This is a genomic window from Pseudomonas sp. SW-3, from assembly GCF_016615645.1.
In the GTDB taxonomy this organism is placed as follows: domain Bacteria; phylum Pseudomonadota; class Gammaproteobacteria; order Pseudomonadales; family Pseudomonadaceae; genus Aquipseudomonas; species Aquipseudomonas mandelii.
Genome location: NZ_CP067098.1, coordinates 2,188,523 through 2,202,650, shown reverse-complemented (window position 1 = coordinate 2,202,650; position 14,128 = coordinate 2,188,523). Strand labels below are relative to the sequence as shown.

At 61.7% G+C, this 14,128-nt stretch carries 11 protein-coding genes and 3 pseudogenes; 7 read left to right on the top strand and 7 right to left on the bottom strand.

Annotated elements, in window-relative coordinates; all coding sequences use genetic code 11:
- Window positions 1-71 precede the first annotated feature (71 nt).
- From JIO00_RS30130 to JIO00_RS09795, 3 genes and pseudogenes are all read right to left on the bottom strand, one after another.
- Window positions 72-662, bottom strand: a pseudogene (locus tag JIO00_RS30130) (methyl-accepting chemotaxis protein); the annotation flags it as partial.
- Window positions 663-977: 315 nt separating this feature from the next.
- A pseudogene (locus JIO00_RS30125) lies at window positions 978-1,748 on the bottom strand (cache domain-containing protein); the annotation flags it as partial.
- Between the two features lie 131 nt (window positions 1,749-1,879).
- On the bottom strand, window positions 1,880-3,196 hold the full coding sequence (locus tag JIO00_RS09795; protein WP_162179694.1) for a Na+/H+ antiporter family protein: 1,317 nt from the start codon (window positions 3,194-3,196) through the stop codon (window positions 1,880-1,882).
- A 406-nt stretch (window positions 3,197-3,602) separates the two neighbouring features.
- Here JIO00_RS09795 and JIO00_RS30120 point away from each other — a divergent pair.
- Together JIO00_RS30120 and JIO00_RS30115 are read left to right on the top strand one after the other, a co-directional pair.
- Window positions 3,603-4,844: pseudogene (locus JIO00_RS30120) on the top strand (chemotaxis protein); the annotation flags it as partial.
- Window positions 4,845-4,994: 150 nt separating this feature from the next.
- Window positions 4,995-5,750 carry a methyl-accepting chemotaxis protein gene (locus JIO00_RS30115; RefSeq protein WP_370654464.1) on the top strand — a complete coding sequence of 252 codons (756 nt, stop codon included), beginning with the start codon at window positions 4,995-4,997 and terminating at the stop codon, window positions 5,748-5,750.
- A 127-nt stretch (window positions 5,751-5,877) separates the two neighbouring features.
- Here JIO00_RS30115 and JIO00_RS09785 read toward each other — a convergent pair whose 3' ends face one another.
- The 4 genes from JIO00_RS09785 to JIO00_RS09770 are packed head-to-tail and all read right to left on the bottom strand — an operon-like array spanning window position 5,878 to window position 8,473.
- On the bottom strand, window positions 5,878-7,191 hold the full coding sequence (locus JIO00_RS09785) for a sensor histidine kinase (RefSeq protein WP_083377230.1): 1,314 nt from the start codon (window positions 7,189-7,191) through the stop codon (window positions 5,878-5,880).
- Complete coding sequence (locus JIO00_RS09780; protein ID WP_010458558.1) at window positions 7,188-7,856, bottom strand: response regulator transcription factor; 669 nt, start codon at window positions 7,854-7,856, stop codon at window positions 7,188-7,190. The genes JIO00_RS09785 and JIO00_RS09780 overlap by 4 nt, the downstream gene beginning before the upstream one ends.
- A 3-nt stretch (window positions 7,857-7,859) precedes the next feature.
- Entirely contained in the window at window positions 7,860-8,165 is a 306-nt protein-coding gene (locus JIO00_RS09775; protein WP_010458557.1) for a PepSY domain-containing protein, read from the bottom strand.
- Window positions 8,165-8,473: a PepSY domain-containing protein gene (locus JIO00_RS09770; RefSeq protein WP_010458554.1), complete on the bottom strand. Its 309-nt coding sequence runs from the start codon at window positions 8,471-8,473 to the stop codon at window positions 8,165-8,167. The genes JIO00_RS09775 and JIO00_RS09770 overlap by 1 nt, the downstream gene beginning before the upstream one ends.
- A 270-nt stretch (window positions 8,474-8,743) precedes the next feature.
- Here JIO00_RS09770 and JIO00_RS09765 point away from each other — a divergent pair, with 270 nt between their 5' ends.
- The 5 genes from JIO00_RS09765 (at window position 8,744) to codA (ending at window position 14,092) form a co-directional block, all read left to right on the top strand.
- A complete protein-coding gene (locus JIO00_RS09765) occupies window positions 8,744-9,823 on the top strand; it encodes a hypothetical protein (protein ID WP_010458552.1) in 1,080 nt (359 codons plus the stop codon).
- An 84-nt stretch (window positions 9,824-9,907) separates the two neighbouring features.
- Window positions 9,908-10,264 carry a 6-carboxytetrahydropterin synthase QueD gene (queD, locus tag JIO00_RS09760; RefSeq protein WP_008152165.1) on the top strand — a complete coding sequence of 119 codons (357 nt, stop codon included), beginning with the start codon at window positions 9,908-9,910 and terminating at the stop codon, window positions 10,262-10,264.
- A gap of 216 nt (window positions 10,265-10,480) precedes the next feature.
- Window positions 10,481-11,314: an alpha/beta fold hydrolase gene (locus JIO00_RS09755; RefSeq protein ID WP_010458544.1), complete on the top strand. Its 834-nt coding sequence runs from the start codon at window positions 10,481-10,483 to the stop codon at window positions 11,312-11,314.
- A 248-nt stretch (window positions 11,315-11,562) separates the two neighbouring features.
- Window positions 11,563-12,834 carry a cytosine permease gene (codB, locus tag JIO00_RS09750; RefSeq protein WP_010458543.1) on the top strand — a complete coding sequence of 424 codons (1,272 nt, stop codon included), beginning with the start codon at window positions 11,563-11,565 and terminating at the stop codon, window positions 12,832-12,834.
- A 13-nt stretch (window positions 12,835-12,847) separates the two neighbouring features.
- Entirely contained in the window at window positions 12,848-14,092 is a 1,245-nt protein-coding gene (gene codA, locus JIO00_RS09745; protein ID WP_010458540.1) for a cytosine deaminase, read from the top strand.
- Window positions 14,093-14,128: the final 36 nt, after the last annotated feature.

The window sequence follows — 14,128 nt, the reverse complement described above, 5'->3', positions numbered from 1 at the left end:
CGATGGGGCCGGCACATCCAACATTAATATTGGCTGACAGACCGCTATCGCGAGCAGGCTCGCGTCGCTTGTCAGATCCGGAACTGGCCGACCAGTTTGCCCAGGCGCTGGCCGAGGTCGGCGAGGCTGCGTGAGGTCTGGGCACCGAGTTGGGTTTCGTCGGCGACGCTGTCCACCGCCACGGCGATCTGATGCACGCTGCGGTTGATCTCTTCGGCCACGGCGGTCTGCTCTTCAGCCGCGCTGGCGATTTGCGCGTTCATCGAATTGATGGTGCCGATCAGCTGGGCCATGGTGTCCAGCGATGCGCCGGCTTCATTGGCCTGGGCCGAGGTGCCATCGCCCGCTTCGCTGGAACGACGCATCGCTTCCACCGCCGATTGGGTCCCGGCCTGCAAGCGGTCGATCATGCCCTGGATTTCCTGGGTGCTGATCTGCGTGCGGCTGGCCAGCGCCCGCACTTCGTCGGCCACCACCGCAAAACCACGACCGGCTTCACCGGCACGCGCGGCTTCAATGGCAGCGTTCAGTGCCAGCAAGTTGGTCTGTTCGGCAATCGAACGAATCACCCCCAGCACGCTGACAATCGACGAAACGTCTTTTTGCAGGCTGTCGAGGGACACGCCACTGCTGCGGATGTCGTTCACCAACGCATGAATCTTGACGATGCTGCCGGCCACCACACGCTTGGCGGCCTGGCCTTCTTCGTCGGTTTGTTGGGCCGCTACCGCCGCGTTTTGTGCGCTTTTCGCCACTTCCTGAGCCGCCGCCGACATTTCGTTGATCGCCGTGGCGACCTGATCGGTCTCGTGGCGCTGACGCTCCATAGCCTGATCCGAGCGCTGGGCCTGGTCGGAGACCTGATTCACCAGGCCGGTCAGTTGCGACGTCATTTCGGTGATCTGACGCACCAGGCCGTGGATCTTGTCGACAAAGCGATTGAACGAGCCGGCCAGTTCGCCGAGTTCGTCCTGGCTGGTGATGGTCAGACGACGGGTCAGGTCGCCCTCGCCCGCCGCGATGTCATCGAGGTTGGCTTTCATCAGGTTCAGCGGACGCAGAATGGTATTGGCCAGCAGCATCCCGGCTGCCGCGATCACCAGCAGCATCACCACGGCGATACCGACGATGGTCAGCACCACGCCTTCCATCCGCTCCTGCACCTTGGCCTGGACCAGCGCGACTTGCGCCTCGATACCATCAAGGTTCACCGACGTACCGACCGCCATGTCCCACTTCGGCAGGTATTCGGTGTAGCCCAGTTTCGGCACCAGCACTTGAGTGTTGCCGGGCAGTGGCGAGCTGTATTGCAGGTAGTGGGTGCCGTCTTTGGCGACTTTGACAAGGTCGCGGTTGACGTAGACGCCGTTCGGGTCGCGGTTGTCCTTGAAGCTCTGGCCCACGCCTTCCGGGCTGTTGGCCTTGAACAGGCGCACGGTGTTGGAGTCGTAGCCGAAGAAGTAGCCATCCTTGCCGTAGGTGATGCTCGACAACAGCTTGATCACCTGCGCCCGCGCCGCGTCATCGCCAGGGGTGGCCGCGTCGTAAAGCGGTTTGATCGTGGTCATGGCCACGGCCACGTAACTTTGCAGGGTGGCCTTGGCATCGCTGAGCAGGCGCTGGCGGGTTTCCTCGACTTCCTTGCTGGCCTGCTCCTGCAGAATGAACAGCGTGGTCAGGCTGATGACTAGCGCAAAGAGCAACACCGGGAGGACAGCAAGGGACAGGACTTTAGCCTTCAGGCTCATGCGCATGACGGTTCACTCTTTTGATTTTGTTGGCGTGGTTAAAGGCTTTAACGGCACGCCAACGAAAAACTGTAGGAGCCAGCGGTGCGGCAAGTAGGGGCGCCGCACCGCTGGCTCCTACGGAAGTGAAATCAGAGGACCATCGCGGCCACCCAGCCGAACGCCAGCAGCGGCAGGTTGTAATGCAGGAAGGTCGGGACCACGGTGTCCCAGATGTGGTGATGCTGGCCATCAATGTTCAGACCGGAGGTCGGGCCCAGCGTCGAGTCCGAGGCCGGCGAACCGGCGTCACCCAACGCACCGGCCGTGCCGACGATGCACACGATCGCGATCGGGCTGAAACCCAACTGCACGCACAACGGCACGAAAATCGCCGCCAGGATCGGCACGGTGGAAAACGACGAGCCGATGCCCATGGTCACCAGCAGGCCGACCAGCAACATCAACAGCGCGCCGACGCCTTTGCTGTGCCCGATCCACGACGCCGACGTTTGCACCAGCGTCTGCACCTGACCGGTGGCTTTCATCACTTCGGCGAAACCCGAGGCGGCGATCATGATGAAACCGATCATCGCCATCATTTTCATGCCTTCGGTGAACAGGTCGTCAGTGTCGCGCCACTTCACAATGCCCGACACCGAAAAGATCAGGAAACCCGCCAGCGCACCAATGATCATCGAGTCCAGCAGCAGCTGAATGATGAACGCCGCCGCGATGGCCACACCGGCGACGATCAGGCTCAGCGGGTTGTACTCCACCGCGACTTGCTCGACTTTCTCGATCTTTTCCAGGTCGTAGACGCGCTTCTTGCGATAGCTGATAAACGCCACCGCGAGGCCGACGACCATGCCCAACGCCGGAATGCCCATGGCATGGGTGACGTTGATGCCGCTGATATCGACGCCGCTGCGCGCAACGTTGGCCAGCAGGATTTCATTCAGAAAGATGTTGCCGAAGCCGACCGGCAGGAACATGTACGGCGTGATCAGGCCGAAGGTCATGACGCAGGCGATCAAGCGGCGATCCAGTTGCAACTTGGTCAGCACATATAGAAGCGGCGGCACCAGCAGCGGAATAAAGGCGATATGTATCGGCAGAATGTTCTGCGAAGCGATGGCCACCACCCACAGCAAGCCGATCAGCAGCCACTTGACCTGGCCGCCACCGCTGGCGTGTTGGCGATCCACCATCAGCAGGGCCTTGTCCGCCAGGGCATGGGCCAGGCCGGACTTGGCAATCGCCACGGCGAACGCACCGAGCAAAGCGTAGGACAACGCCACCGTCGCCCCGCCGCCGAGGCCACTATTAAAGGCTTTCAGGGTGGCATCGATGCCCAGGCCACCGGTCAGCCCCCCCACCAGGGCGCCGACAATCAGCGCGATCACTACGTGCACGCGGGACAGGCTAAGGACCAGCATGACGCCGACCGCGGCAATTACAGCATTAATCATCGATACCTCAGGGCAAGCGAAATGAGCTCAGCCGGCAGTCTGCGAAGCGCCGCCAGCAGATCAAGGAATGGGTTTTATTAGAGGGCGCGCACTGTGCCGCAGAGTCGGCCCGGTGTCAAAGCGCATGGGCCGACCTGTATGTAACGGGCCACGAAATACCTGTGGCGAGGGAGCTTGCTCCCGTTCGACTGCGCAGCAGGCGTAAAACCTGCCGATGCGTAGTGGCTGACGGAATGCCAGGGGTCGCTTCGCAACCCAACGGGAGCAAGCTCCCTCGCCCCAGGCAAGCGTTCTCGCCACAAAATCAGCGGCGAGCCTTATTCGGATGCCGGCATAAAGAAAGGTGAAGCGTGGCCGTTACAGTGCAAAGTCTCAGATAAATATCGAATAAGGACGTCTCTCCATGTCGCTCAGACAACTTTCCATCCAATGGAAAATCACCCTGCTGGCCGGGCTTTGCCTGGCCGGCATCGTGACCCTGCTGGTGGGTCTTTCGCTGTATCGCATGGAGCACAGCTCCGAGATGGTGAAAGCCTCGAGCATGGAGATGCTCACCGAAGCCGCTCAGGCCCGGATCGAATCCCAGGGTGAAAACCAGGCGCTGGTGATTCGTCAGCAGTTCATGGACGCCTATCAATACGGCCACGGCTTTTCGCGCCAGGTGCTGTTCCTGCGCGACCAGGCGGAAAAGCGTTTTCTGGACGCCTTCGACCTGCGTGAAGACCTGACCCGCCAGGTCAAGTCGGCGCTGCAAGCCAACCCGGATTTGCTCGGCCTGTCCCTGGTATTCGAAGCCAACGCGCTGGACGGCAAGGACGATCTGTTCGCTGGCCAGCCTGAGCTGGGCAGCAACGACAAGGGCCGTTTTGCCCTGTATTGGTCGCAACCTGTGCCTGGCAAAGTGACCTCCATGGCGCTGCCGGAAAGCGACATGGCCGACACCAAGGCCGGTCCCAGCGGCGAGCCGGCCAACGCCTGGTTCACCTGCCCGCGCACAACGCTCAAGCCGTGCGTGATCGAACCGTATTTCTATGTGATCGACGGCCAGCAGGTGCTGATGACCAGCATCGTGTTCCCGCTGATGGTCAACGGCAAAGTCATCGCTTCGCTGTCGGTGGACATCAACCTCAACAGCTTGCAGGCCATGAGTCAGGGCGCGAGCAAAAAGCTCTACGACGGCCAGACCCGCGTCAGCATCATCAGCCCGGTCGGCTTGCTCGCCGGTTACAGCGCGGACGCCAGCAAGCTCAGCCAGCACCTGGACACCGTGGACACGTCCGACGGCACCGAGCTGATTCGCATGCTCGCGGCCAGCAGCACCACCGAAAGCCTGCACAGCAACCAGCAACTGAAAGTGCTGTCGCCGTTCCAGCCGATTCCCGGCGGGAAATCCTGGGGCGTGTTGCTCGACGTGCCGGAAAAAGTCCTGGTCGGCCCCGCCGAAACCCTGAAAAACCAACTCGATGACAGCAACCGCAGCGGCACCCTGATTGAGCTCGGCCTCGGTGTACTGGCCGCGCTGATTGGCTTGCTGTTGGTGTGGCTGATGGCGCGCAGCGTGACCAGACCGATCCTCGGCGTGGCGCACATGCTCGAAGACATCGCCAGCGGCGAAGGCGACCTGACCCGACGCCTGGCTTACGACAAGCAGGACGAACTGGGCCAGTTGGCTGGCTGGTTCAACCGCTTCCTCGACAAGCTGCAACCGATCATCGCCGAAGTGAAACGCTCGGTGCAGGACGCCCGCAGCACCGCGGATCAATCCTCCGCCATCGCCACGCAGACCAGCGCCGGCATGGAGCAGCAATACCGTCAGGTCGATCAGGTCGCCACCGCCTCCCACGAAATGAGCGCCACCGCCCAGGACGTCGCCCGCAGTGCCGCGCAAGCCGCCCAGGCCGCGAAGGATGCCGACCAAGCGACTCGCCGCGGCCTGACCGTCATCGACCAGACCACCACCAGCATCGGCAACCTCGCCGCCGACATGAGCGCGGCCATGGTGCAAGTGGAAGGCCTGGCGGCCAACAGCGAGAAAATCGGTTCGGTGCTGGAAGTGATCCGCGCCATTGCCGAACAGACCAATCTGCTGGCCCTCAACGCCGCGATCGAAGCGGCCCGCGCCGGTGAGGCCGGACGAGGTTTTGCGGTGGTCGCCGATGAAGTGCGCAACCTGGCGCGACGCACCCAGGAGTCGGTTGAAGAAACCCGCGTCGTGATCGAGCAATTGCAGTGCGGCACGCAGGACGTGGTTGGCTCGATGAACAACAGCCATCGCCAGGCGCAAGGCAGCGTCGAGCAAGTGGGCCAAGCGGTGACAGCGCTGCGCCAGATCGGCGAGGCGGTGACGGTGATCAGCGACATGAACCTGCAGATTGCGTCTGCGGCCGAAGAGCAGAGCGCGGTGGCCGAGGAGATCAACAGCAACGTGGCGACGATTCGCGATGTGACGGAGTCGCTGTCGGGACAGGCGAATGAATCGGCGCGGGTGAGCCAGTCACTCAATAGCCTGGCGAATCAGCAGCAGAGTCTGATGGACCAGTTTCGCGTTTAACGCCGTTATCGCGTCCACTGAAGATCAAGATGTGGGAGCGAGCCTGCTCGCGATAGCGGTTTGTCAGCCAACAGAGATGTCGACTGACACACCGCTTTCGCGAGCAAGCTCGCTCCTACAGGGATACTCAGCGTTTGGGGAGTTTGATCAGCACTTTCAGGCCGCCCCACTCGCTTTCCTCCAACCGCATCACCGCGCCCCACGTGTCGACGATGTCGCGCACAATCCCAAGCCCCAACCCATGCCCATCCGTCTGTTCATCCAGCCGTGTCCCCCGGTTCAGCACCTGATCGCGCTGCGCCTCGGGAATCCCCGGCCCATCATCTTCCACGCTTAATTCAAACCCTTGCGCCGTCTCGACCACGCTCAACCGAACCTCGGCATCCGCCCATTTGCAGGCGTTATCCAAGAGATTGCCTAGCAGTTCGAGCAAATCCTCGCGATCCCACGGCAGCTGCAAACCGGTTGGTGCGCGGTAGCTCAGGTTCAGGTGTTCGCCGTGAATCATGTTCAACGTCGCCAACAACCCCGGCAGTTCCCCATCGCAATCAAACAGCGCTCCCGGCAGCGCATCGCCGGACAAGCGGGCGCGATTGAGTTCGCGACTGAGCCGCTGCTGGACCTGTTCCAGTTGTGCCTTGAGGAGTTTGCGCAGTTCGGGATAAGCGTCGAGCTTCTCGCTGGAAGCTACGCTCAGCAACACCGCCAACGGCGTTTTCAACGCATGCCCAAGGTTGCCCAGGGCATTGCGTGAACGTTTAAGGCTGTCTTCGGTGTGGGCCAGCAAATGGTTGATCTGCGCCACCAGCGGCTCCAGTTCCACCGGCACCTGGTCATCGAGTTGCGAGCGCTGGCCCTGCTGCAACTGGGCGATTTGCTCGCGGGCCTTTTCCAGTGGGCGCAAGGCGCGGCGCACGGTGATCCGTTGCAGCAGCAGAATCAGCAGCAACCCCGCCAGCCCGAGGCCCAGGCCGACTTGTTGCATGCGCCGAAAACTCTCGCGCACGGGCGTGTAGTCCTGCGCCACACTGATCGAAATCGATTGCCCGAGCCGGCGATAGTCCGAACGCAGCACCAGCAATTGCTGACCTTCCGGCCCCAGTTGCAGGTTGCTGTGCAGGCCGGGATGGTCGAGTGGCGGCAGTTCCTGATCCCACAACGAGCGGGAACGCCAATGCTTGTCGGCGAAATCGATACGGAAGTAGTGCCCGGAAAACGGCCGTTGATAGGCCGGCGACAGGTGCCGCTCATCCAGTTGCAACCCCGCCGGCCCGCGCACCAGCGCCACCAGCAGGTTTTCACTGTCGTTGCGCAAACCGTCTTCGAGGTAGCGCTGCAGCCCCTTTTCGAACAACCACAGGCTGGTTTGCGCCAGCACCAGGCCGACGACCACCATCACGCTGATCAGCCCCAGACTCAAGCGGCGCTGAATCGACCTCACTGGGCTTGTCCGCCGAACAGGTAACCCTGGCCGCGACGGGTTTCGATCACACTTTTCCCAAGCTTGCGCCGCAGATGGTTGACGTGGACTTCGAGCACGTTGGAATCGCGCTCGGTTTCACCGTCGTAGAGGTGTTCGGCGAGGTGGCTTTTGGAAAGGATCTGCTCGGGGTGCAGCATGAAATAACGCAGCAGGCGAAACTCGGAGGCCGTCAGCTGGATATCGGCACCGTCACGCGTGACGCACTGGCGACCTTCATCCAGGTGCAGCCCCGCCGATTTGAGCGTCGGCTGGTTGGCCTGACCGTGGGAGCGCCGCAATAACGCCTGGACCCGCAGGTGCAGCTCTTCGGGGTGGAACGGTTTGGTCAGGTAATCGTCGGCACCGGCCTTGAGGCCTTCGATGCGCTCGGCCCAGGAACCGCGTGCCGTGAGGATCAGCACCGGCGTGACCAGACCACCGGCCCGCCATTGCGCCAGCACCTCAAGCCCCGGCAAACCCGGCAGGCCCAGGTCGAGGATGATCAGGTCATACGGCTCGCTGCTGCCCTGATACACCGCGTCTCGGCCATCGGCCAGCCAGTCCACGGCATACCCCTGCCGGTTGAGGCCGGCCATCAATTCGTCGGCCAGCGGCACGTGGTCTTCCACCAGAAGCAAACGCATCGATCAATCTTCCTTGTCTTTCAGTAACTGGCCAGTGGTGGCGTCGAGGTCCAGTTCACGAACCACCCCTTCGGTGGTCAGCAACTCGACTTCGTAAATGTAGACGTCGTGTTTTTCTTCAAGCTCGGCTTCCAGCAGTTTGGAGCCGGGGTAGCGGTCCAACGCCTGTTTTAACAATTGCTCAAGCGGCAGGATCACGCCTTGCTGGCGCAAGCGCAGGGCTTCGTCCTGATCGAGGTCGCGGGCCATGACGACCGAGCAGAACGCCAGCAGCACCAACGCCATGCGTGAAAATGAACACACCTTCATTACGTATCCTGATGATCCTTGAGAACCTGGCCGCTGACAGCGTCTAATTCCAGATCCCACTCAATGCCCTGTGGGTCGCGCAGCTCAACCTGGTAGATGTACTTGCCGTACTCTTCTTCCAGCTCGGTTTCGGTGATTTTGGCACCGGGATGTTTGGCCAGAGCGGTGGCGTTGAGCTTCTCGAAAGACACAATGGTACCAGCGTCGCGCAATCGCAGGGCTTCATCGGGGCCTAAATCACGGGCGTGGGCGAGGCTGGCGGTCAGGGTAAGGATGGACGCGGTGAACAGGGCAGTCAGGGTTTTCATGGGTGTCTCCGTATTTTTTATGTGTTGCCTACGAGGAGCACCTTAGCGGGCTGAACTTAACTGAAACTGAATTGCCATCATTGGAGCAACCCATAAATCCTGGGCGAACACCGACCCTGTGGGCGCGAGCCTGCTCGCGATAGCGTCATGTCAGTCGACATCTTTAATGCCTGACAGACCGCAATCGGAGCAGGCTCACGCCCACAGTGTGGATTGGTGGCGTTGCCTGAGCTGTTTATAATCCCCCGCTTGCCCGACATCGAGACCGGTATGACCGCCATCCACATCAAGTTCCCTTCCCTGACCCTCAAGGCCGGCCCGCGGGCCTTGGCACGCATCCGTGAAAACGGTTTGAGCGCCGCCGATGTCGGCACGTTGCCGGGGGCCGCCGGGGGGCCGAAAGCGTTGGGGATTCAAGGTCTGGACCTGGCGTTGTTTGGCGAATGGCTGCCGGCCGCACCGCGCGAGCGTGCGTTGATCGGAGCGTCGGTGGGCTCCTGGCGCTTCGCCAGCGCCTGTCTGCCGGACGCCGCCGAAGGCATCCGGCGCCTCGGTCACCTCTACACCGAGCAGAACTTCGACAAGGGCGTGACCATGGCGCAGATCAGCCAGAGCTCCCGGCGCATGCTCGATGAACTGCTCGACGGTCGCGATGCGTCGATTCTGGACAACGCCCACTACCGCCTGAACATCATGGTGGTCAAAAGCCACGGCTTGCTCGCGGACGATCATCGCGGCCGTCTCGGGCTGGGCCTGTCGTCGGTGATCGCCGACAACCTGCGGGGGCGCGCACGGCTGTCGCGGCATTTCGAACGGCTGATCATCCACGACCCGCGCCTGGCGCCGCCGGTCCATGCACTCAACGATTTCCCGTCACGCTTCGTCGCGCTGAATGCCGGTAACCTGCGTCAGGCGCTGCTTGCGTCGGGCTCGATCCCGATGGTGATGGAAGGCGTGCGTGACCTGCCGGGCGCAGGCGCGGGGACGTTTCGCGATGGCGGCCTGCTCGACTATCACCTCGACCTGCCCTACAGCGGCAACGACATCGTGCTCTATCCGCATTTCACCGACCGGGTCATTCCCGGCTGGTTCGACAAGACCCTGCCGTGGCGCCGAGCCTGCCCGGCGCGGTTGCAGGATGTCCTGCTGCTGGCGCCATCGAAGGACTACCTGGCGCGCCTGCCCTACGGCAAACTGCCGGACCGCAACGACTTCAAGCGCTTCATGGGCGATGCCCCGAGCCGGCAGAAATACTGGCGTGCGACGATGGACGAAAGCCGTCGCCTGGGTGACGAGTTTCTCGAACTGGCCGCCAATGGTCGCCTCGGCGAGCGCTTGCTGACCCTTTAGTCAGTGTTTTGCCTGGCGCTCTGGTAAACTCGCCGCCTGCCCACATCGCCGCGGCGATCGCCACCTGACAGAGCTGAAATCACTGTGGAAATCTTCAAAGAGTTTACGTTCGAATCCGCCCACCGCCTGCCTCACGTACCGGAAGGCCACAAATGCGGCCGTTTGCACGGTCACTCGTTCAAAGTGGCGATCCACTTGAGCGGCGACCTCGATCCGCACACCGGCTGGATCCGCGACTTCTCGGAAATCAAGGCGATTTTCAAGCCGTTGTACGAGCGCCTCGACCACAACTACCTGAACGATATTCCCGGCCTGGAAAACCCGACCAGCGAAGTGCTGGCCAAGTTCATCTGGAAGGAACTCAAGCCCCTGCTGCCGGAACTCAGCGCGATCCGTATCCACGAGACGTGCACCAGCGGCTGCATCTATCACGGCGAGTAACCCGCTCTAAAAGACAACACAATTCCCCTGTGGGAGCGAGCCTGCTCGCGATAGCGCCCTGTCAGTCACATTGATGCCATGTGTGCCGACGCTATCGCGAGCAGGCTCGCTCCCACAAGGAGCAATGCGTTTCGTCAGTGATACAAAAAACAGCCTTCATTGGCTGTTTTTTTATGCCTATGCTTTTTGGCTCGAACATGCCAAGAGGACATCCCCATGAGGACTGACTGGCCGCTGGCTCAGACCTATCGCTTCAACGGGCATTCCGTTCGCTACGCCGTACGCGGCGACGGCCCGCCACTGGTGTTTGTGCACGGCACGCCCTTTTCGTCTTACGTGTGGCACCGCATCGCTCCACATTTCATCACCACCCACCGGGTGCATTACTTCGACCTGCTGGGTTATGGGCAATCCGAGAAAATCACCGGCGACGTATCGCTGGGGGTGCAGAACGACCTGTTGGCGAGCTTGCTCGATCACTGGGGCCTGGCGCGGCCGGACGTGGTCGCCCACGACTTCGGCGGTGCCACCGCGCTGCGCGCGCACCTGCTCAACGGCAAGGATTACCGCAGCCTGACATTGATTGATCCGGTGGCGTTGACGCCCTGGGGTTCGCCGTTCGTGCAGCATGTACGCCAGCATGAAGCGGCGTTCAGCGGACTGCCCGATTACATTCAACAGGCGATTGTGCCGGCATATATTCGCGGGGCGATCAAGCGCGACATCCCCGATGAAGAGCTCGACCCGTATGTACAACCGTGGCTGGGCGATCCCGGGCAAGCGGCGTTCTATCGGCAGATTGCGCAGATGGACGAGCGTTACACCCGCGAGGCTGAGGTGTTGTACCCAACGGTGCGTTGCCCGGTGCAGATTCTGTGGGGCGAGGAGGATCAGTGGATTCCCATCGAGCGTGGACGGGCACTGCATCAGATGATCGCCGGGTCGCAATTTCATGCGGTTCCCAATGCCGGGCACCTGGTTCAGGAGGATGCGCCCGAGGCCATCGTCGCGGCTTTACTGCGGTTCCTGCCCTTAATCCAGCCCTCCTGAAGAAACCGAATCCCTGTGGGAGCGAGCCTGCTCGCGAATGCGGTGTATCAGTCGACATCTACATTGCCTGACACACCGCATTCGCGAGCAGGCTCGCTCCCACATGGGCTCTATATTCCTTCAGGTGCACCGCATTTGTGCCCCTCCCGCGCCAAACTCTCCGCCTCGACTATAAGTAACTGCATATCCAGCCATTGGCACGACCACTGCAACCCCTCCCGCGTCACCCATTCAGCAAGGAACGCCACATGACGCAAAAAGATCCGGGCAACGACTACCCTCTCAGCGAAGTACCGATGCATGCCCGCAAAGGCCTCGCCTCCACCGCCATGGTGCTGCTGGGATTCACCTTCTTCACCGCCACCATGTTCGCCGGCGGCAAGCTTGGCGTGGCGTTCAGTTTTGGCGAGATGATGGCGGTGATTATCGTCGGCAATCTGCTGCTGGGCATCTACGCCGCAAGCCTGGGTTACATCGCCTTCAAGAGCGGCCTGAATTCGGTGCTGATGGGGCGTTTTTGCTTCGGCGAGGTCGGCAGCAAGCTCAGCGACTTGATCCTCGGCTTCACCCAGATCGGCTGGTACGCCTGGGGCACGGCCACGGCCGCCGTGGTGCTGGGCAAGTATTTCGAACTGAGCGAGGGCACCGTTCTGGGCCTGATGGTGCTGTTCGGCCTGGCATTTTGCGCCACCGCGTATGTCGGTTATCGCGGGCTGGAAATCCTTTCGTACATTGCGGTGCCCGCCATGATGTTGCTGCTGATGCTGTCGATGTGGGTCGCCACAGTGAAGGTCGGCGGGCTCGATGGGCTGCTCGCGGTGGTTCCGACGGGAACGCTTGACTGGTCGACCGCGATTACTTTGGTCTTTGGCACCTTTGTCAGCGGCGCCACCCAGGCGACCAACTGGACGCGCTTCTCCCGTTCCGCCCGGGTCGCCGTGCTGGCGAGCCTGATCGGCTTCTTTATCGGCAACGGCCTGATGGTGTTGATCGGGGCCTACGGGGCCATCGTCTACCAGCAACCGGACGTGGTCGAAGTGCTGCTGTTGCAAGGTTTCGCCATGGCCGCGATGGCCATGTTGCTGCTCAACATCTGGAGCACCCAGGACAACACCATCTACAACTTCGCCGTCGCCGGCTGCAACCTGTTGCGCACCGGCCGCCGCAAAACCGTGACCCTGGCCGGCGCGGTGATCGGCACCTTGCTCGCGCTGCTGGGCATGTACGACATGCTTGTGCCGTATCTGATCCTGCTGGGCACGGTGATTCCGCCGATAGGCGGCGTGATCATGGCGGATTTCTTCTACCGCTATCGTGGTCAATATCCTCGTCTGGCCGATGCTCGATTACCGGCGTTCAACTGGCCCGGTTTGACCGCCTATGCCGTCGGCACCGTCGCCGCATTCAGCTCGCCCTGGATCGCGCCACTGGTAGGGATTGCCGCTGCCGCGCTAACGTATGTGCTATTGACCAGCGTACTGGGTGCCCGTGCCGCTGAAGCTCCCTTACAAGATCTATAAAAGGATTCGCCTGATGCACATCATCAACGCCCGCCTGCGCAACCAAGAAGGCCTGCATGAGTTGCACTTGGAAAACGGCCTGATCCGCACCATCGCCCGTCAGACCGAAGCCCCCACCCTGGGGCCCGACGACCTCGACGCTGGCGGCAACCTGGTGGTGCCGCCCTTTGTCGAGCCGCACATTCACCTCGACGCCACCCTCACCGCTGGCGAGCCACGCTGGAACATGAGTGGCACGCTGTTCGAGGGCATCGAGTGCTGGGGCGAACGCAAGGTGACCATCACCGAGGAAGACACCAAGGCCCGCGCCAAGAAAACCATCCAGACCCTCGCCGCCCACGGCATCCAGCATGTGCGCACTCACGTCGATGTCACCGACCCGCAACTGACCGCGCTCAAGGCAATGCTTGAAGTGCGCGAGGAAAGCCGGCACCTGATCGACCTGCAAATCGTCGCGTTCCCGCAGGAAGGCATCGAGTCCTACCGCAACGGCCGGGAGCTGATGGAAGAAGCGATCCGTATGGGCGCCGATGTGGTGGGGGGCATTCCGCATTTCGAATACACCCGCGATCAGGGCGTCAGCTCAGTGAAGTTTCTGATGGACCTCGCCGAGCGCACCGGCTGCCTGGTGGACGTGCATTGCGACGAAACCGACGACCCGCATTCACGCTTTCTGGAAGTGCTGGCCGAAGAAGCCCGCAGCCGTGGCATGGGTTCGCGGGTGACCGCCAGCCACACCACGGCCATGGGCTCTTACGACAACGCGTACTGCGCCAAACTCTTCCGTCTGCTCGGGCATTCGGGGATCAGTTTCGTCTCCTGCCCCACCGAAAGCATTCACCTGCAAGGGCGCTTCGACACCTTTCCGAAACGCCGCGGCGTGACCCGGGTCAATGAGTTGCTGGAAGCGGGGATGAACGTGTGCTTCGGCCAGGATTCGATCGTTGACCCGTGGTATCCGCTGGGCAACGGCAACATTCTGCGGGTGCTGGAAGCGGGGCTGCATATCTGCCACATGCTGGGGTATCGCAACCTGCAAAGTGCGCTGGACCTGGTCACCGACAACAGCGCCAAGGCCATGAACCTTGGGGACCGTTATGGGCTGGAAGCCGGGCGCCCGGCGAACTTGCTAATTCTGTCGGCGGACAGCGACTACGAGGTGATTCGCAGCCAGGGGTTGCCGTTGTATTCGGTACGCGATGGCAAGGTGTTGATGAAGCGGACGATGCCGGTGGTGGAATGGGCGGGTCAGCTCTGAAATTTCGCTGACTGGGCGGGCCTCTTCGCGAGCAGG